This window comes from Rhizobium sp. ZK1, assembly GCF_047782645.1.
In the GTDB taxonomy this organism is placed as follows: Bacteria; Pseudomonadota; Alphaproteobacteria; order Rhizobiales; family Rhizobiaceae; genus Rhizobium.
The window spans coordinates 1,622,334-1,641,477 of the sequence record NZ_CP180586.1; the positions used below are offsets into that span (position 1 = coordinate 1,622,334).

General features: G+C 60.1%; 17 protein-coding genes and 1 tRNA gene. 11 read left to right on the top strand and 7 right to left on the bottom strand.

The features are described from left to right. Positions 1–27 precede the first annotated feature (27 nt). The 4 genes from ACK9YZ_RS08355 to ACK9YZ_RS08370 all read right to left on the bottom strand — a co-directional run bounded on the left by ACK9YZ_RS08355 (position 28) and on the right by ACK9YZ_RS08370 (position 4,310). Positions 28–1,065: a DNA polymerase III subunit delta' gene (locus ACK9YZ_RS08355; RefSeq protein WP_416066246.1), complete on the bottom strand. Its 1,038-nt coding sequence runs from the start codon at positions 1,063–1,065 to the stop codon at positions 28–30. Further along, the gene (gene tmk / locus ACK9YZ_RS08360; RefSeq protein WP_216758022.1) at positions 1,058–1,738 is read right to left on the bottom strand and encodes a dTMP kinase; all 681 of its coding nucleotides are present in this window, start codon (positions 1,736–1,738) and stop codon (positions 1,058–1,060) included. Before tmk ends, ACK9YZ_RS08355 begins: the two co-directional genes overlap by 8 nt. Positions 1,739–1,873: 135 nt before the next feature. Continuing rightward, positions 1,874–3,067 carry a D-alanyl-D-alanine carboxypeptidase family protein gene (locus ACK9YZ_RS08365; protein ID WP_416066247.1) on the bottom strand — a complete coding sequence of 398 codons (1,194 nt, stop codon included), beginning with the start codon at positions 3,065–3,067 and terminating at the stop codon, positions 1,874–1,876. An 82-nt stretch (positions 3,068–3,149) separates the two neighbouring features. Beyond that, positions 3,150–4,310: a septal ring lytic transglycosylase RlpA family protein gene (locus ACK9YZ_RS08370; RefSeq protein WP_416066248.1), complete on the bottom strand. Its 1,161-nt coding sequence runs from the start codon at positions 4,308–4,310 to the stop codon at positions 3,150–3,152. A gap of 441 nt (positions 4,311–4,751) precedes the next feature. On the opposite strand from ACK9YZ_RS08370, the gene ACK9YZ_RS08375 reads away from it, so the two are divergent. The 5 genes from ACK9YZ_RS08375 to ACK9YZ_RS08395 all read left to right on the top strand — a co-directional run bounded on the left by ACK9YZ_RS08375 (position 4,752) and on the right by ACK9YZ_RS08395 (position 9,252). Then, positions 4,752–4,841, top strand: a tRNA-Ser gene (locus ACK9YZ_RS08375). 305 nt (positions 4,842–5,146) lie between these two features. Then, positions 5,147–5,575, top strand: coding sequence for a VOC family protein (locus ACK9YZ_RS08380; protein ID WP_247805030.1), 429 nt, complete (start codon positions 5,147–5,149; stop codon positions 5,573–5,575). Positions 5,576–5,637: 62 nt separating this feature from the next. Continuing rightward, on the top strand, positions 5,638–6,093 hold the full coding sequence (locus ACK9YZ_RS08385) for a DUF3788 domain-containing protein (RefSeq protein WP_416066249.1): 456 nt from the start codon (positions 5,638–5,640) through the stop codon (positions 6,091–6,093). Positions 6,094–6,236: 143 nt separating this feature from the next. After that, positions 6,237–7,328 (top strand): Acg family FMN-binding oxidoreductase, encoded by a 1,092-nt coding sequence (locus tag ACK9YZ_RS08390; RefSeq protein WP_416066250.1) that lies wholly within the window; start codon positions 6,237–6,239, stop codon positions 7,326–7,328. A gap of 811 nt (positions 7,329–8,139) precedes the next feature. Then, the gene (locus ACK9YZ_RS08395) at positions 8,140–9,252 is read left to right on the top strand and encodes an NAD(P)/FAD-dependent oxidoreductase (RefSeq protein ID WP_416066251.1); all 1,113 of its coding nucleotides are present in this window, start codon (positions 8,140–8,142) and stop codon (positions 9,250–9,252) included. Between the two features lie 353 nt (positions 9,253–9,605). Here ACK9YZ_RS08395 and ACK9YZ_RS08400 read toward each other — a convergent pair whose 3' ends face one another. Beyond that, positions 9,606–11,291 (bottom strand): flagellin, encoded by a 1,686-nt coding sequence (locus ACK9YZ_RS08400; RefSeq protein WP_416066252.1) that lies wholly within the window; start codon positions 11,289–11,291, stop codon positions 9,606–9,608. 683 nt (positions 11,292–11,974) lie between these two features. Between ACK9YZ_RS08400 and ACK9YZ_RS08405 the strand changes: the two genes are divergently transcribed. Then, a complete protein-coding gene (locus tag ACK9YZ_RS08405; RefSeq protein WP_216758030.1) occupies positions 11,975–12,229 on the top strand; it encodes a GlsB/YeaQ/YmgE family stress response membrane protein in 255 nt (84 codons plus the stop codon). Positions 12,230–12,297: 68 nt separating this feature from the next. Here ACK9YZ_RS08405 and ACK9YZ_RS08410 read toward each other — a convergent pair whose 3' ends face one another. Next, complete coding sequence (locus tag ACK9YZ_RS08410) at positions 12,298–12,579, bottom strand: hypothetical protein (RefSeq protein WP_216758031.1); 282 nt, start codon at positions 12,577–12,579, stop codon at positions 12,298–12,300. Between the two features lie 217 nt (positions 12,580–12,796). On the opposite strand from ACK9YZ_RS08410, the gene ACK9YZ_RS08415 reads away from it, so the two are divergent. The 5 genes from ACK9YZ_RS08415 to glp are packed head-to-tail and all read left to right on the top strand — an operon-like array spanning position 12,797 to position 18,260. Continuing rightward, positions 12,797–14,689, top strand: a complete 1,893-nt coding sequence (locus ACK9YZ_RS08415; protein WP_416066253.1) for a SurA N-terminal domain-containing protein — start codon at positions 12,797–12,799, stop codon at positions 14,687–14,689. A 13-nt stretch (positions 14,690–14,702) separates the two neighbouring features. Next, the gene (gene trpD, locus ACK9YZ_RS08420; RefSeq protein ID WP_216758033.1) at positions 14,703–15,719 is read left to right on the top strand and encodes an anthranilate phosphoribosyltransferase; all 1,017 of its coding nucleotides are present in this window, start codon (positions 14,703–14,705) and stop codon (positions 15,717–15,719) included. Between the two features lie 9 nt (positions 15,720–15,728). Next, positions 15,729–16,541 carry an indole-3-glycerol phosphate synthase TrpC gene (gene trpC / locus ACK9YZ_RS08425; protein ID WP_416066254.1) on the top strand — a complete coding sequence of 271 codons (813 nt, stop codon included), beginning with the start codon at positions 15,729–15,731 and terminating at the stop codon, positions 16,539–16,541. A gap of 1 nt (position 16,542) precedes the next feature. Further along, complete coding sequence (gene moaC, locus ACK9YZ_RS08430) at positions 16,543–17,040, top strand: cyclic pyranopterin monophosphate synthase MoaC (protein ID WP_216758035.1); 498 nt, start codon at positions 16,543–16,545, stop codon at positions 17,038–17,040. Then, a complete protein-coding gene (gene glp, locus ACK9YZ_RS08435) occupies positions 17,037–18,260 on the top strand; it encodes a gephyrin-like molybdotransferase Glp (protein ID WP_416066255.1) in 1,224 nt (407 codons plus the stop codon). The genes moaC and glp overlap by 4 nt, the downstream gene beginning before the upstream one ends. 124 nt (positions 18,261–18,384) lie before the next feature. On the opposite strand, the gene ACK9YZ_RS08440 is transcribed toward glp, so the two are convergent. After that, positions 18,385–19,047: a class I SAM-dependent methyltransferase gene (locus ACK9YZ_RS08440; RefSeq protein WP_416066256.1), complete on the bottom strand. Its 663-nt coding sequence runs from the start codon at positions 19,045–19,047 to the stop codon at positions 18,385–18,387. Positions 19,048–19,144 lie beyond the last annotated feature (97 nt).

The window sequence follows — 19,144 nt, forward strand, 5'->3', positions numbered from 1 at the left end:
GGTGCGTCCGAATGGACACACGACGCTCTACGCGCGGGGCTGCTTGATGTCGGAAAGAACTTCCATGATCGTCTGCTTGCGATCGAGATTATAGGCGTCGGAGACGGTCAGCTTCTCGGTGATTTCGGAATAGAGCCGCGCCAGGCGTTCGGCCGCCGCGATCCGTCCCTCGCCCGCTGCAATGCGCGCGCGGTTCATCACATCATCACCCACATGGCTCACGAAGAAATCGAAGATCGTGTCGCTTTCCTTGCCCGAAAGCGCATCCGCAAGTCGGTGCATGGCCTTGCGCGCCGCAGGCCCTTCGGAGGACAGAACCGCGTTATAGGCTTCGATAATATCCCCGCCGCCATAGTTCAGCAATTTCAGCGCCTCGCCGACGCTGCCCTTGGCGGCGGAAAGCAGGGCCTGTCCCTCCCCCTGCCCCACACTCTGAATCCCGAGATGGGCAAGTGCTGATACCAGCGCTTGGTCGTCCAGCGGCGCAAGCTTCAGCGGCAGGCAGCGCGAGCGGATCGTCGGCAGCAGCTTTCCCGGCGCATGCGACAGAACGAGAAACATCGCCCGCTTCGGCGGCTCTTCGAGGATCTTCAGGATGGCGTTTGCAGCGTTCCGGTTCATGTCGTCGGCGGGGTCGATGATGACGATACGCCAGTTGCCGGTGCCCGAGGTCTGCGAGAAGAACTTGCCGGCCCGGCGCACCTCGTCGACGGTAATCGCCGACTTCACTTTCCCGCTCTTCTCGTCGACCGGCCGCGACAGATGCAGGAGATTGTGCGACGCGCCCGCGGTAATCTGCCGGCTGACAGGTGAGTTGAGATCCGGATCGCCAATCCGCAGCGGGGCGCTCGCCGGATCGGGATGCGACAGCACGTGGTTGGCGAAGCGGAAGGCGAGCGTCGCCTTGCCGATGCCCTCGGGTCCTTCGATCAGGATCGCATGATGTCCCTTGCCGGAGCGATAGAACTGCGCCAGGAAATCCTCGGCCTCTTCATGGCCGAAGAGCTTCGTGTTTTCGGCCGGCCATATGGCGCCGTCGAGCAGTCCGGGCCTGTCTTCACTCATGATGCGCAGCTTCCGGCATCCGTTGCCCTTCGGCGGCAGGTCTCAGCAGCTGTCTGACGATTGTGAGGATCTCTGCAGCGATTGCTTCCTCGGGTTGCGTCGCGTTGACGACATGGCAGCGCTCCGGTTCGCGCGCGGCGATATCGAGATAGGCTTCGCGTCGCTTCTCGTGTGTTTCGAGTGTTTCCTTCTCGAAACGGTCAGGACCGCCAGCGTTTCGCTTGCTAACGCGCTCGAGCCCCAGCTTGGCGGGAATATCGAGGATCAGTGTACAGTCGGGCGTGACACCGTTGATGGCGATGCGCTGCAGCGTCTCGATGAATTCAGGCTCCAGATTGCCGGTGACGCCCTGATAGACGCGTGAGGAATCCATGAAGCGGTCGCAAAGCACGATCTTGCCCTTGTAAAGCGCCGGCCGGATGACTTCTTCCACGTGATCATTGCGGGCGGCGGCAAAGAGGATCGCCTCCATGCGGGTGCCGAAGGCTTCCGCAGCGCCCGAAAGCAGCACATGGCGCACCGCTTCGGCTCCCGGTGAGCCGCCGGGTTCACGGGTCAGCAACACGTCATGGCCTTCTGCCTTCAGGGCTTCGGCAAGGCGGCGGATCTGCGTGGACTTCCCAGCGCCCTCTCCGCCTTCAAACGTAACGAACAATCCCGTACCGGACGACAATGATAATTTCCCGCATTCTGAGCGCCGCGCTCTTGCTCTATCTATCCGAAGATAGTGCGGAACGAAACCTTTTGCCGCGGCGACATATTCACCTTCCCCGGCAAATTGCGGGAGAATTCGCCCGCAACACGGGTTTCAGCTCTGCTCGGAGGTGTCCCAGAGCCAGGAGAAGAACAGCGATTCGCCAAGCTCGAGGAGCGCGTCTATCGCCCGACTGCTGAGTGATCCCACCTCGACGGACTGCACCGTATAGAGCGGCACTTCGCGCAGCATCCTGTTGCCGGAAACGATGCGAAGCGTACCGACCTCCGTGTCGGCCTTCACAGGCGCCATCAACGGCCAGCGATAGACGATGCGGGCCGCAAGTCGATCCGGATTGTTGATAGGAACATAGACGCTGACCGGGGCCTTGGCGACGAGATCGACCGTGCGTGCCGTGCCGCCATAGACGCTTGCAGCGCCAATCACTTCCTTGTCGGCAAAGACCTGGTGGCTCTCGAAGGCCGTCAGCCCCCACTCCAGGACCCGCTTGGCTTCTTCCGTGCGCTCCTTATCGGAGGCGATGCCGGCAAGCGCCACGAAGAGCCGCCGTCCGTCGCGCTGCACCGAGGCGACGATCGAATAGCCCTCGCCTTCCGTAAAGCCCGTCGCCAGCCCGTCAGCGCCGAGATCCATGCCGAGCAGCGGATTGCGGTTACGCTGGAAGATCTTGTTCCACTCGAAATCCGGCTGGGCAAAATAGGGATAGAGATTGGGATAGGAAGCCTGCAGGTCGACGGCGAGCGTCACCAATTCCCTAGCCGTCACCTTGCTCTTGCCGTCGGGAATCCCGGTGGAATTGCCGAAGATGGCCTTTTCCATGCCGAGTTCGCGGGCGCGCCGGGTCATCGATGCCGCAAACTGGTCCTCGCTGCCGGCCATGCCTTCGGCAAGGATGATGCAGCCGTCATTGGCGCCTTGGATCGCAACGCCCTTGATCAGATCTTCGACTCGGACCTTCGATTTCAGCGCCGCAAACATCGTGGCCGCCCGCGAAGGCGCGCCGCCCGTGCGCCAGGCATATTCGGAGACGGGGTATTCGGTATCGAGTGAAATCTGACCCTTGCTGACGGCACTGAAAACGAGGTCCATCGTCATCAGCTTGGCAAGCGAAGCGGGCGCGAAGACCTGGTTCTCGTTCTTGGCCAGAAGCACCGTTCCGGTCGAAGCTTCGATCATATAGGCCTGAGCGGCCTTGGTGATGAAACCGGCCTCGGTGCCTTCTGCGGCAACGGCTGCGGACGCAGGCAAAAGCAGGCATGCAAGGAGGCGAAGCAGCGGCTTCAACATCGCTAATCCCATTGATCGTGCGGGTTGATTCAGGAAGGTAAAGCGAGCTGGAAGCCGATGCAATTACACTTTATTGTGCGTTTTATCGCGCCTTTGCAGCGCCGCCATTCTGTCTCTTGAAGGACGCGAGGATCGATTCCTGCGTCAGCCCGTCGTTGCGCACCATCACGGCGTCGAAGGCAAGCGGAACGTTCACGACGACGGCCTCCTGATAGTTCATGGCAAGCGACGTGCCCTTCGACCAGCCATTCGGGCGCTCATAGGGAATGGGGCCGATATCCGGCAAAACCACCATCTGGTCCATCGCCTGTCCGCCATTGGAGAAGGCTGGCGGCGTCAGGAAATGACCGCCTGCCGGGGCCTGCATCGGCACGGGGGCCATTTGCGGAGCCGGAGCTGCATTATACTTCGCGCTCTGCGTAGAGCCCGGATATTTGGCGCTCGGCGTGGAGCCTGCATAGGCTGTCGAGGAGAATGGAACCGGTACGCTGGCAGGCGAAGGACTGGAATAGTCGCCAAGGCTCTGCAACTGGTCGCCGGTGATCTTCTTGCTGTTGGAGGCAACCATCACGCCCGTCGCGATCTGGCCCCCGCCCGGATAGACGCCCGGAATACGGCTGCCCTTAGGAATATAGGATGCCATAAGATATGGCATATCGTGGCCGTCGAGCGGCGCTCTCCCGACATATTGCACGCGAACATTGCCTGTGCCGCTGTGCTGCAGGTCGAGCATGGACGCCGTCTTGTTGGAAAGGTCGATGATGCGACCTTCATGGTACGGGCCGCGGTCGTTGACGCGCACGATCACCGACGAACCGTTTTCTATATTGGTCACACGTGCGTAGCTCGGCAGCGGAAAGGTCGGATGCGCGGCGGAAAGATGCATCTGGTCGTAGACTTCGCCATTCGCCGTCAGGCGTCCGTGGAAAGCTGACCCATACCAGGAAGCGATACCCACCTTGTTATAGGAGTAATCCTCCTTGGGGTAGTACATCTTGCCCTTCACCACATAGGGATTGCCCACCATGTAGCGGCCGCCGCCCTTCGGGATATTGTTGCCGTTTGCAACGCGCGGGCTGGCCTTGACGCCATATTCGCTTTCGGAGAAATATTCCTTGCCGTGGGATTTTTTCTTGGGAACCGCCTGTGTCGTGCCGCAGGCCGTCACTGTTGCGCACATGGCCGATATTGCCAGCCACCGTGCCGTCGTTGCGAAAGACGCCGCCCCGTAATTCAGTTTCATATGCCCCACGCCACTCAAGACCGTTTTATGGTTAAGGAACTCACTCGTGAATGAGTTGGAGCTGCCTTATTCCCCGCCTGCCTAACGAGACTTTAATCTTGTGGATATCGTGGCGAATTTGCGAACGATTTCGCGGCGATAGGCCAAATTCTAATGGTTATGGTTAATGTTTGGTTGATTTTAACCTGTGCGGGAATGGAATAGTGGTATTTATCCCCCGCACCGGATGGTTTCGCTTCATGACAGGACCGTTCCGGGTGGAGCTGTCACCCGCCCCGCAAGGGGGCATTTCTTCCTGATTGCTGCTCGATATGCCAGAGTAAGTTGACGCTGAAGTTCGAACCGCTATAAAGCCTGCCAAACCGCGATTTGGTTGTCGACGGAAGCAGTCTTCATCAAGAACGATTTCTTTCCGGCAAAGACCAGCCAGATCAATTGGATGGAAGAGTGTCCGAGTGGTTTAAGGAACCGGTCTTGAAAACCGGCGTGCGGGAAACCGTACCGTGGGTTCGAATCCCACCTCTTCCGCCACCCCGCCGATTCCCCTCCACAGCGCGATATTCCCGCATGTTGCCGCATGAAGCCATGTGGACTGGCGAACCGGCGATTCTACTCTATAGCCCGATGTATCTCGGTCGGGGCCGCAACTGATTTAGCGTGATAAAGGAAGTTTGCGGCCTCGTTCTATCATTATACCGCAATGAAGTGCCGGCTAAGTCGTGATTCAGTGTAGTAAGGCGTATTCGTCACAGGCTGAGGAATGACCTCACCAGTCATCGACTGGATTGATGCTCAACAATGAACTTTATCAGCCAGATTTCACAAGGAGAGCGACAATGGAAATTCATCAATTGCATCGAGGTCGGCTTATCGACCACATCCAGCTCGTGGTGCAGGATCTCAAGGCCAGCCGGGATTTTTACACTGCCATTCTGGCTGTGCTGGAGATTCCTGTTGTCGACACCGCCGATGGATATTTCTGGGCTGACGAACTTGTCGTATCTTCGGCAGAAAGTCCGGCGGCGCTGGGTGTTCTGACAGGACGACACCACCTTGCCTTCCAGGCGAGGGACCGCGCGACAGTGGATGCCTTCCACAACGCGGCGCTGACCCACGGCGGGCGCGACAACGGTGCGCCCGGCGAGAGAGCTTATCATCCCGGATATTATGCGGCTTTCGTGCTCGACCCTGATGGTAACAACATCGAGGCCGTTTTCCACGGCGAGGCGAAGCGCAGTGCGCCGTCGGTGGTGGTGGATTTTTAGGTTCAGCCCGACGGTCGATCGCGCATTTGCGATTCTGGCCCTCTATCAAGGAAAGAAGCGGCATGAATCAGTCGCCCCAGATCGGAGATCGTCTCACGAACAAGTCCGCTCCGCCGAGTGACGAGACCGTTCGCGATTGGACCGGGCTGGACGCTTTTGCGCACTGGAAGGCTCTTCAAGACTGGATCGAGAACTCATACCCCGGGACCTTCATTCCTGAGTGGATTTATGGCGGAAAGAAGCATGGGTGGTCTCTGCGATACAAGAAATCGCGGGCCTTCTGCACTTTCCTGCCCGAATATAGGCTGTTCTCTGTCGTGGTCGTTCTGGGGCGCGCTGAAAGAGATAAACTCGAGGCGCGGCGCGAAAGCCTGAGCTCGCAGCTAGCCGATCTTTATGATTCGACCCCGACATACCGCGATGGGAAATGGTTGAAGATCGGCGTATCGACCGCTGATGATCTGCGGGATCTGACGGAGTTGCTGACTATCAAGCGGCCGCCCCGGTCACGCCATTGAAGGGCATATTCCTGCGCGGGGATCGTCATCTGTGTACGGCCGATGAGGACCTCGATGGCAGCGTACCCCGCGCGTCGGTCTTTTGACCGAGGTCAACCGCTTGTCGCGCCATCTCGCGCAGAGTAGCAATGAAGGGAGTGGGCGTGAGAAGGCGAGACATACTCATCGGCGCAGGCGGTGCACTCGTGCTGGCTGGCGGCGCCGCCGCCGGTTGGCGGTCGGCCGTGGGGTCGATGGGCGACTTCGATTCCTACACAGGCGGCCTTCGCGCCCCGATGCCCGCCGACCCGAACATCGCCGACATCATCCGATACGCGACGCTTGCCGCCAACGGCCATAACACCCAGCCTTGGCGGTTTCGCGTGGGAGAAAGCGCGATCGACATTCTGCCCGACCTCTCCCGCGCAACGCCGGTCGTCGATCCCGACAATCATCACCTCTTCGTCAGTCTCGGATGCGCAGCCGAGAATCTGCTGATCGCCGCCACCGCGACTGGACGGCCCGGGCAGTTGGAGACGGACGCTGGAGGCGAGCGCATCCGCTATTCCTTCTCCAGGGCTGAAGCCCGTTCGCATCCGCTGCTTGCCGCCATCCCCAGACGGCAATCCACCCGAGCCGAATATGACGAGCGCCCGGTACCTGCAGCTGATATCGAAGCGCTTCGGCAGTACACGGAAGCGCCGGGTGTGCGTCTCGTCCTGCTTGCCGACCGCGCGCGGATCGACCAGGTGCGGGACCTGATCGTTGCCGGCAACGATGCGCAGATGGCTGACGTGGCCTTCATGGCCGAGTTGAAGCGTTGGCTGCGGTTCAATCCGCGCAGCGCCATGGCGTCGGGTGACGGACTGTTCTCGGCCGCAAGCGGCAATCCCGTGCTTCCCGAATTTCTTGGTGGTCTCGCCTTTGACACGTTCTTCACAAAAGGCGCCGAAAACGACAAATATGCGCGCGAGATGGACGCCTCGGCGGGTGTCGCGATCTTTCTGGCGGAGCGCGAGGACAAGGCGCACTGGATCGCGGTCGGTCGCACCTGCCAGCGTTTCGCGCTTGCCGCGACCGCTTCCGGCCTCAAACACGCCTTCGTCAACCAGCCTGTCGAGGTCGCACGGCTGCGGCCTGAATTGGCGGCGCTGATCGGGGAACGCGGAATGCGGCCTGATATCATCATGCGCTTCGGCTACGGCCCCACGTTGCCTTTCTCGCCCCGCCGCCCCGTGAACGCTGTTCTGGTCTAGCGACGGCAAGCGACGCTCCCCCAGATGAGCATAAGCAAGCGGTCTGCGACCCTTGTCGGGCAAGCAACTTAGAGGGCTATGGCGTAGACGTAGTTCTCCGCTTAATCGTTCTAGGCCCGCCATAAGGCGCCGATTGCCCTCCATGGCGCGATATTGCCGCCGATTGCCGCTTCGGGGAGAATACTTACATCACCATCATAGACTTATCACCATCTCCTAGTTCTCATCTTCATCGGGCGCTGCTCGCCATTGCCATTACAAGCTGCTGTTTTCACTTGAAGTTATGTTGGCATCGGGCCTTCGTACGAGGTGATGCACAAGGACGAAATGGCTGCCACCCAGGCGAGCTTCCCATTGCCTTTTATGTCTGCAAATTGCTTTGATCCCAAATCTGATCTCGGTAGTCCAATCGCTTTGCCTCTGTGTAGGGTCCACTTCGCGCCTAGCCCTTTTGGATGAATTGCGAATCGGCGGCTGCGCTACGAAAGTGGATATGCGGCGGTAGTAGGATTACTATGACCGAACCCGATGCGGGGGGCTCGCCGAGTATTGAGTGGGAGCCCCTCATTTGATTCAGTAGCATGGACTGCTCTTCCGCTTGGTGTCGAACCGCCTCTTCGCTTCCGGCACGAGCACTACATCAACCAACCATCGCCAATCGGATAGCCTTACATCCAAAGAGCATTGGCCCTCATGACAACGCATGAAGTGCTGGTCCTTGAATCCTTATTTCATCATACTTCCGTTTTTGGGATAGCAAAATTCGATCGGAGAGGCGCCTCACCGCAGTCGGACGATGAGAGGGAATTTCATGGTAGAGATACTGGACCTCGACTGCGTCGTCGTGGGTGGAGGCGTCGTGGGGCTCGCGGTGGCGCGTCAACTTGCCATGTCTGGCCGCGAGGTGGTTCTTCTCGAAGCGGAGCCAATGACCGGCAGCATCACGTCGGCCCGTAACAGCGAGGTCATCCATGCCGGGCTCTACTACGCCACCGGCAGTTTGAAAGCAGAGCTGTGCGTCGCCGGAAAGCACAAGCTCTACGACTATTGCCGGGAGCGAAGCGTCCCGCACAAGGCTTGTGGCAAACTCGTCGTCGCCTCGAGCGAGGAGGAACTCGGCTACCTCGAAAAGCTATCCAGGCAGGCTCATGCAAATGGAGTGGAGGACTGCTATCTGATCGATGCAGCGGAACTCTTCCGCAGGGAACCCCGGATCAGAGGTTTTGCGGCGCTTGTCTCGCCATCGACCGGCATCATCGATAGTCACAGCCTGATGCAGGCATACATCACGGACATAGAGTCCAATGGCGGAGCCATCGTCTGCAATTCGCCCGTCATCGAAGGCGAATTGGCTGTGAATAAAATTTGCTTGTCGGTCGGCGGTCGCGATCCGGTCAGAATTGAAGCGCGCCTCGTGGTGAATGCGGCAGGTCTGAATGCCTGGACGCTTTCTGAAAGGTTGCTGGGCCTGGACGCAAGCACCATCCCGCCACGTCATTACGCCAAGGGATGCTATTTCGCGCTGACAGGCCGCGCGCCTGCAAAGCAGCTGATTTATCCGGTTCCCGAACCCGGCGGTCTCGGTGTGCACCTGACGCTCGACCTTGCGGGCCAGGCCCGCTTCGGTCCCGACGTCGAGTGGGTCGAGGTAATCGACTATGATGTCGATCCGCGCCGCGCGGATAAATTCTATTCCGCAATCCGCCGCTATTGGCCCGATCTGGTGGACGGTGCGTTGCAGCCCGCCTATTCGGGCATCCGCCCGAAAATCGCCGGCCCGGCTGCGGGTGGCGGTGGTGACTTCGTAATCCAGGGTCCGGAAAAAACCGGTCACCCCGCTTATATAGCGCTCTATGGAATTGAAAGCCCCGGCCTGACCGCCTCGCTGGCCATCGGGCAGAAGGTGGCGCGATTTGCCGGGTGAGACAAAGCGCTTTGCAGAACCCGCCGGATCGGCAGCCACTCAGCCATCCGGTATAGTTGTCTAAGCAGGCCGCACGCTTCTTTCGGTCGAACTCTCCATGGCGCTCCCAGGCGAGCGAGCGCTATGCCTGCCAGCGGCCTTGCTTCTACTGTTTCGGAATTCATGCAAACCTTATCGCACCCGACTTTGCGATAGGAGTCTCCATCGCGAGGCCCACGGTGGAATGTCTCTTATCCGCTGGCCGGCAGCAAACTACGGTCACCGATGCGAGGTCGTGACGCATCCCCGACGAGCCATTCCGGCAGCTTCCGGAGATTCACCCGGCCGCGGCAATGTTGGTGCTGAACGTCGCGCTACTGGAAGAGCTCGAGCACGTTCTGCGGCGCGCTGTTGGCGATCCAGAGAGATTGAAGGGCGAGCTGCTGTTGGCTCTGCAGGGCCGTCAGTCGTGAGGATTCCTCTTCCATATCGGCATCGATGAGCCGCCCGATGCCACTTGCGACTGCGTCCTGCAGCGAATTGACGAAATTGTCCTGCATGTTGAGGCGCTTGCCGATGTCACCCATATAGGCCGCGGCCTTGGTGACCTTCTGCTCCATCATGTTGATGCCGCCGATATAGTTCTGCAGGTCGTTGGCGGGGTTCGTGATGTCGATGTTGGTAATATCGAAATTCGGGGCGAAGCCGATATTGTCGCTGACGCCGAAAAGACGGACACTCGATCGCGTTGCGCCCTTTTCGGGATACATGGCGGCATCTGCCTGAAGAATGACACTGGCGCCTGCGGAGGAAACCTGCATCCCGGTTCCTGCGAGCGCAGCGTTCAACATGCGCGCATAGTCGCCGGCGGTATTGATTTTTCCATCGCTCGTGCCGAGGACGCTGTCGACCAGATTGCGGTCGATGGTGACGGCTTTCGCCGCGCTATTATTGACCTGTACGCTGAAGGAAAACTTGACGTCACGATGGACGAAGAAAGGGCCAGAAAACGCGAACTGAGCGGCCGCGACAGTGCCGTCCTGTCGATTCAACGCTACAGCATCAAGCCAGAAAGCATAACCGGCTGAGAGCGTCGACGTCACGTTCGAAACGACCATGCTCGATTCACTGGCGCCGGGGATCTCGCCGCTGAAGAAGACAAGATTTCCCGCCAACGAAGTGACCGTGCCTGGTGACCAGCCCATATTGGATATGGCCGTGCCGATGACCCTGGCGAAATCATCGGCGCTGTTGATCATGCCATTGCTCGTTCCCAATGCGGAATCGATGGTATTCTTGTCGATCGTCACCATGCGTGTTTCGGTGCCGTCGACGGTGAGATCGAACGTTAGCCTGTCCGTTGCCGTGAAGGCGGCAAGGCTTGGGTCCGGCAGCGTGCTGGGGCCGGAGAAGCGATAAGCGCTGTAACCTGCTTGTCCGCTCCCGGTGAAGTCGGCATTCCGCAATCCGCCGATCATGCCGAGCGATTTCGCATCGGCCTGCAGCAACCCTCCCCCCGTCGAGTTGAAAAGCACCAGCTGTGTCAGATCGACATCTGTCGTGCCGACACTGACGCTATTGTCGGCTCCGCGAATGAAGGCAGAAACGATGCTTTTGTCATACTTGGTAAGCGTGTCGAGACCAGGAACATCAGTGTTCAGCCAGTTCTCACCGGAAAAGGAGGTCGAGGCGGCGGTGGCCAGAAGCCTGCCGCCCAGTGCACTGATTTCATCCTGGATCTTCGCCTTGTCAATGCTCTTCTCTGTCGCGGCGATCAGCTTGGCTTTCATGTCGCCTATGATGTCGATGATCGAGGCGAGAGCTGTAGAGCTGGTGTCGACCAGCGCTTCTCCCAGACCCAATGCGTCGGACACGGCCGAAAGCGCCCTGTTATCCGTGCGCATCGCCGTTGCGACAGACCAATAGGCCGCATTGTCGGACGCCTTCTCGATGCGCAGGCCGCTTGAAACCTTATTCTGTGTCGCATGGAGACCTGCAGTCGCAGACCGGAGGGTTTGTAACGCCGCGATGCTGGAGTAGTTTGTGTTAATAGAAGACATATGCGGCCCGAAATACGAGAAACGGCAGGGTCGATGAATCGTGCTTCTTGAGATTCTGTTAGCTATGAATTGACGTCAGGTTGGGTTAATCCTGCGTAAAAAGAAGCATGAAAACTCGAATTGTTTTTAAGGTTGCTGTACTCTATTGGGTATGTCTTAGATCGACGCTCTTCAATTGAGATGCAACCTTGCCGTGCCGCAGTCAGAGACGGTATTCCGCGCAAATTTGGCCGTCGGGCGCCAGTCGGGCTGCTTCCACATGCTCGACGCGGCGGGAGGGGGCATATCAGTCTCCTCCAGTTGGCGTTGAATGAATGTTGCTAATGCAAATTGAGAAAGCCCGATTCCAAATGAGTTTATATTAGACATAGCGCATATTGCGACGCGACAATTTTACTTAAACTCATACCTAACTACTTATTAATAAGCGGCTTGCGCAGTTGAGGCGATGAACTAAGCTTGCTTCTGATAGAGGGAGGATTTGATGTTCACGAAGAGTTTGCTGATGCCGGTAGGTTTTGCTGCGCCGGCCTTTTCGGGACGGATGTTTCAGATCGCGGCTCACACATTTTCCACGCCGGTGACATTGCTTCACCCCTGATAGCGCTAAGCCGTTGCCACGGCGGAACTTTTTTCGATTGTGCGCGTTTTATCTCACGTTTTACCCAGGAGGGGAGATTGCCATGGAAAACGAAAGTGTAGGTTGGATTGCAGCTATCATCATCGGCGGCTTCGCCGGATGGCTGGCGGAGAAGTTCATGAACAGCAATATGGGCGTGTTCATGAACATATTGCTCGGTATCATAGGCGCGATTGTCGCCAACTGGATTCTCGGTATCCTTCACATCCCGCTACTCAGCGGCTGGCTCGGATACCTGATTACGGGCTTTGTCGGCGCATGCATTCTGATTGCGATCGGACGCGTCATCCGCCGCTGACCTGACACGGAAAAGATTGCCAGAAAAAGTTTGAAAGCCGGACGTCGTGCGCGTCCGGCTTTTTTCGTCTATCGGCGGCTGAGGAGACCGAAGAGGTAGGCGACGCCTGCCGTAATGGCGATTGCGGTCAGCGGCTCTTCACGCACCTTGTCGCGGACGCGCTCGGTCATGACCGAGGCTTCGTCGGTCACTGCGGTCTTTGCGCCCTGCCCCAGCGCGATCACGCTCTCCGAAAGGCGGGCCAGATCCTCGCGTAACGCAGCAACCTGCGCGGACAGATCGTCGGCGGCAACTTCGGCCTTGACGCGCGCAGCGGTGGATTCGGCGGAAGCGGTTTTCAATTCGGCCATGGTCTGCTCCTGTTTGATGGAATGCCGCTTCAACGAAATGAATGCTGTAAAGGTTCCGCAATCAAGCATCTTTTGTCGCTCGCCGCGGGTTAGCGAGAGCGTGTGCAAGCCCCGCAAGCTTTTCGTGCGACAAGCCTTCATTTCCTCGCAGCTTTGTTTTATGGAACGACGAATGTCTGCCCTTCTGGGCCAATGATAATGCGAGGTTTGCGTTTCCATGTTCCATCTTCTGAGAAGAGCTGCTCAGACCTGGGTTGCCAAACTGCTCCTGCTCCTGCTCGTCGCGTCCTTCGGCATCTGGGGCGTGTCGCGTGAGCTGATAAGCGGCGGCAACAGCACGACGGTGGTCACCGTCGGCGACCAGCATGTGGATGTCAATGAATTCCGCCTCGCCTACCAGCGCCAGGTTGCCCAACTCGGCCAGCAATACGGTGTGCGCCTGACGCCGGAGCAGGCCCGTGCTTTCGGCGTTGAAGAGCAGGTGCTTGCCCAACTCGTGGCCGGCGCCTCGCTGGACCAGCTTGCCGATGACATGGGCCTCGGCCTTTCCGAAGACCGCCTCGCCCAGCTGATCGGCGACGATCCGGCCTTCAAGGCAATCAACGGCCAGTTCGACCGCTCGCTTTTCACCTCTCGTCTGCGCAATGCCGGCATTCGGGAAGACGACTATATCAAGGATCGCAGCAAGCAGGCTATCCGCAGCCAGATCATCGAAGCCGTCTCCAACGGCTTCCAGGCGCCTGCGACTCTCGTCAACGCGCTGAAACTCTACGGCAACGAGAGCCGCAGCGTCGATTACCTGCTGCTCACCAACGCCAATATCGAACCGATCAAGGCGCCGGCCGATGACGTGCTCGCCAAGTGGTTCGAAGACGTCAAGCAGCGCTATCGCGCGCCGGAATATCGCAAGATCGCCTATCTGAAGCTTCAGCCTGATGACATCGCCGATCCCACGACCGTCACCGACGATCAGATTAAGGAAGCCTTCGACAAGGCGAAGGCCGCCTACACGACGCCGGAAAGCCGCACGCTCGAGCAGCTCACCTTCGCCAGCAAGGATCTCGCCAATGCGGCTGAAACCGCGCTGAAGAGCGGCACGAGCTTCGATCAGCTTGTCACCGACCAGGGCAAGACTGCAAGCGATGTGCTGCTCGGCGAATTCGCCAAGGACAAGGTTCCGGACCAGGCCGTGGCCGAAGCCGCTTTCGCGGTGAAGACGGATGGCGGCACCACACCTGTCGTCGACGGCACCTTCGGTCCTGTCATCCTGCGTGTGACCAATATCAAGCCGGAGACCACCAAGAGCTTCGATGAGGTCAAGGAAGAGCTCCGCAAACAGCTTTCGGTTGCCAATGCCTCGCAGGAGGTCATCAACGTTCACGACCGCATCGAGGATATGCGCGCCGGCGGCACGTCCCTCGAAGAGATCGCCAGCCAGCTCAAGCTGAAGGCTGTCGTCATTGATGCCATCGACATGACGGGTGCAGACAAGGACGGCAATCCGGTCAAGGATATTCCGGCCCAGCAGCAGCTTCTGCCGGAAGCCTTCAAGACCGATGTCGGTGCCGATGCGGCCGCCATTTCCGTCGGCAATGACGGCTATGTCTGGTTCGACGTGCGCGACGTCATGCCGGAACGTGACCGCCCGCTTGCCGAAGTGCGTGACAAGGCCGTTCAGGACTGGACCGCCGAGCAGCAGAAGGCCGAACTTGCCAAAAAGGCCGGCGAGCTGAAGGCCGAGGCGCAGAAGGGCACCGCGCTTGCCGATATCGCCGCCCCGCTTGGTATCGCCGTCGAAAGCAAGAGCGGCTTTACCCGCTCGACCGATGATCCGGTTCTCGGCCGCGCCGGCATCAACGCCGCCTTCTCCGGTCCTGTAGATACCGTCGCAACGGCCGTCGGCGCGGATCCGAGCACGCAGATCCTGCTGAAGGTGACCGACGTCAACGAAGAGCCGACGACCGATGCCTTGAACAACCGCGACCAGCAGATCGCCGCCATCGCAAATCAGGCCGGTGACGACATTCTCGATCAGATGGTCAACCTGTTGCAGAGCCAGTATGGTACAGAGGTCAACCGGACCCTCGCCGAACAGGCAACCGTCCGCTAGGGAGAAGCGACGCATGACCGATCTGAAGCCGCTTCTGGCCAAGGCAGCTAGCCGTGAGCCACTGACCCGTGACGAGGCTCGCCAGGCCTTCGATATCCTGATGTCCGGTCAGGCAACGCCTTCGCAGATCGGCGGTTTCCTGATGGCGCTCCGCGTCCGCGGCGAGACGGTTGACGAGATCGTCGGCGCCGTCACCACGATGCGCTCCAAGATGCTGCGGGTGAAAGCACCCGCCGACGCGATCGATATCGTCGGCACCGGCGGCGACGCCAGCGGCACCTACAACATCTCGACGCTGGCGGCGCTCATCGTCGCCGGCGCCGGCGTTCCGGTCGCCAAGCATGGTAATAGGGCGTTGAGCTCGAAATCCGGTGCCGCTGACAGTCTTGCGGCGCTTGGCGTCAATCTCGAGGTCACCCCGGAGATGATCTCCCGCTGCATCGCCGAAGCCGGAGTCGGCTTCATGTTCGCGCAGCAGCATCATTCCGCCATGCGTCACGTCGGCCCGACGCGCGTCGAGCTCGGCACGCGCACCATCTTCAACCTGCTTGGTCCCCTCTCCAATCCGGCTGGCGTCAAGCGTCAGCTTCTCGGCGTCTTCGCGCCGCAATGGGTCGTGCCGCTTGCCGAGGTCATGCGCGACCTCGGCGCCGAAAGTGTGTGGGTCGTCCACGGCGACGGCCTCGATGAAATCACGACGACCGGCACGACCAGCGTCGCGGCCCTCGAAAACGGCAAGATCCGCACTTTCGAGCTGTCGCCCGCCGATTTCGGTGTGGCGCCTCGCATGCTCGCCGAGATCAAGGGCGGCGACGGCACCGTCAATGCAGCAGCCCTGCGCGAGGTGCTGGGCGGCGCCAAGAACGCTTACCGCGATATCGCGCTCGCCAATGCCGCCGCGTCGCTCGTCATCGCGGGCAAGGCAGAGACGATCCGTGACGGCATGAAGCTTGCAACGGAATCGCTCAACAGCGGCGCAACCGCATCTGCGCTCGACAAACTGATCGCCGTTTCCAACGATATCGACTAGGATTGTCTCATGACTGATATCCTGAAGAAAATCGAAGCCTATAAGCGTGAGGAAATCTCTGCGGCCAAGGCGAAGACCTCGCTTGCCGATCTCAAGGCTATGCAGGCCGGGCAGTCCGCGCCGCGTGGTTTCCACAAGGCGCTCGTCGCCAAGCGCGATGCCGGCCAGATCGGCCTGATTGCCGAGATCAAGAAGGCAAGCCCCTCCAAGGGCCTCATCCGTCCGGATTTCGATCCGCCGGCACTCGCTAGGGCATACGAAGCCGGTGGCGCTGCCTGCCTGTCGGTGCTGACGGATACGCCGAGCTTCCGGGGAGCGCCGGAATTCCTGACAGCAGCGCGCGCCGCTTGCGCCCTGCCCGCGCTGCGCAAGGATTTCATGTTCGAGACCTATCAGGTCCATGAGGCCCGCGCCTGGGGTGCCGACTGCATTCTGCTCATCATGGCCTCGCTGACGGATGACGATGCAGAGCGCCTGCAGGACGAGGCCTTCTCGCTCGGCATGGACGTGCTGGTCGAGGTTCATGATGCCCCGGAAATGGAACGCGCTTTGAAGCTGTCTTCGCCGCTCGTCGGTATCAACAACCGCAATCTCCGCACCTTCGAAGTCAGTCTCACGGTCAGCGAGACGCTGGCATCAATGGTTCCTGATGACCGGCTTCTGGTCGGCGAAAGCGGCATCTTCACCAATGAGGATTGCAAGCGCCTGCAGGCCGTTGACATCAATAGCTTCCTCGTCGGCGAAAGCCTGATGCGCAAGGAGGACGTGACGGCAGCCACCCGCGCTCTGCTGTTTGGTGAAGCCGCCATCGCGGCTGAATGACATGAGCGGCGAAAAGCTCGGCCTGACCCATATCGGCGCCTCCGGCGAGGCGCATATGGTCGATGTCTCCGACAAGGCCGAGACCGTGCGCATCGCCACGGCCGAAGGCCATGTGAAGATGGCGCCGGAAACGCTTGCGCTCATTCGAGAAGGCAATGCCAAGAAGGGTGACGTCATCGGCACCGCCCGCCTTGCCGGCATCATGGCTGCCAAACGCACCGCCGATCTCATCCCGCTCTGCCATCCGCTGATGCTGACAAAGGTCACGGTCGAGATAGAGGAAGACGCCGCCCTGCCTGGTCTGCGCGTCACAGCAACCGCCAAGCTCACCGGCAGGACCGGTGTGGAGATGGAGGCGCTGACCGCCGTCTCGGTCGCTTGTCTCACGATCTACGACATGGCCAAGGCGGCCGACAAGGCAATGGAAATCGGCGGCATCAGGCTGCTCGAAAAATCCGGCGGCAAATCCGGCGATTTTCGCCATCCGGAGGCAAGATGAACCTTCTACCCGTCGCCGAGGCCCAGAACCGCCTACTCTCCCGCGCAAAGCTCGTCACGGCCTCCGAAACTCTGTCGCTCGCTGAGGCTGAAGGGCGCGTGCTTGCCGTCGATCTGACGGCAGGTCTGACCCAGCCGCCCTTCAATGCATCTGCCATGGATGGTTACGCGTTGCGCCGCGAAGATGCGCCGGAGCCAGGCGCCGTGCTGAAAGTCATCGGCACGTCTTCCGCCGGCCACGGCTTCGAGGGAAGCATCGGCCGCGGCGAGGCCGTCCGCATCTTCACCGGCGCGCCCATCCCCGCGGGCGCCGATAGCGTGCTGCTGCAGGAGGACGCCGAAAAGATCGAAGGCGGCATCCGAACCAAATTCGCAGTCCGTCAGGGCCAGCATGTGCGCCCCCGCGGCCAGGATTTTGCCGAAGGCGAAGCCGTGCTTACCGCCGGCACCGCTCTCGATTTCTCGCGGTTGACGGTCGCTGCCGGCATGAACCGGCCTGACGTCGAGGTGCTGCGCCGTCCGCTGGTCGCAATCCTCGCAACCGGCGATGAATTATTGCCGCCTGGAAGCACGCCCGGCCCTTCGCAGATCATCGCGTCAAATACGTTTGGTGTTGCCGCCCTCGCCCGCAGAGCCGGCGCCGATGTGCTTGATCTCGGCATCGTGTCTGACGACAAGGCCAGGATCACCGCGGCGATCGACAGGGCGCGGGGCGCCAAAGTCGACGTCATCGTCACGCTTGGCGGCGCTTCGGTCGGCGACCACGATCTGGTGCAGGCCACCTTGATCGAGGCCGGCATGCAGCTCGATTTCTGGCGCATCGCCATGCGCCCCGGTAAGCCGCTGATGGTCGGCAGTTTCGGCGGGACCCACGTGCTCGGCCTGCCCGGCAATCCGGTCTCGAGCCTCGTCTGCTCGTTGCTGTTCCTCGAGCCGCTGATCCGCAAGCTCGCCTCCCTGCCCCCGGTGCAGCGCGAGGCAACGGTGGAAGCCGCGGTTACCCTGCGTGCCAATGACCAGCGGCAGGACTATGTCCGCGCTAGGCTTTCGAAATCCGCTGCCGGCAATTGGCTGGCCGAACCCTTCGACAAGCAGGATTCATCGATGATGAAGACCTTTGCCCGTTCGGACTGCCTCATCATCCGCCCGCCGCATGCGCCGGAACTGCCGGCAGGGGCCACCTGCCCGGTCATGCTTCTGCGGCCAGATCTCCTCGCCTGACATTTCCGGAAGCGACGACAATCCAGAAGCAGAGCTGCGCCAGCACGCTCGCGCCGAGAATGACGGTTGCCGTCGCAAGGCCTGGATCGCCGCCGCTGCCCGATCGCGCGCCACGCGATCGCGCTTATCTCAAGCGGAAGACCGTGCTATCAGCGGCCGTACCTTGTGCACTCCCGCCGAAATCCGGCACCGGATATTCTGCAATTTTTTCCAGCGAACCTGCGGGCAGAGGCGCCCTCCCCGGATCGCCGATGAGCACGTCGATGCCGGCTGCGCGGCAACGTTCAAGGAAAGGCAGCATACGCTCCGCCAGGACATCGTCATAGAAGACATCACCGGCCAGAATCATGTCGGCGTGAGGTGGTGCGTCGCTGATAATGTCGCCGAGCCGCGTCTCGATCACGACATCGTTCGCCTCGGCATTCAGCCGCGCCGCAACGATCGCCTTTGCATCGATATCGATAGCCAGCACATGGGCCGCACCACATTTCATGGCCGCGATGGCAACAAGGCCAGAGCCGGTGCCGAGATCGACGACATGCTTGCCCGCCATCTCTTCGGGATGGTCGAAAAGATAGCGAGCGAGCACCGCCCCACCCGCCCAAGGGTAGGCCCAATAAGGCGGTGCCATATCGGAATCGTCAGCCATTGCAAGGCGATAGAGGCCGCTCCTCGGTGTCGCAATATGCAGCCTTACGTCAGGTATCGACGGCACGCCCGCAAGCGGCAGATTTGTCTTGATGAAGGTCGTCAGCTCAGGACGATCATCTGCGGAAGCCGGTCTCATCTGGTGTCGATTGCCCTCGTTGCGACAGGCCACCTGGCCTTGAGCCGGGGCATAATACCTCGCTGGACCTTTGTATAGTTATGGAGCTTCACGTCTC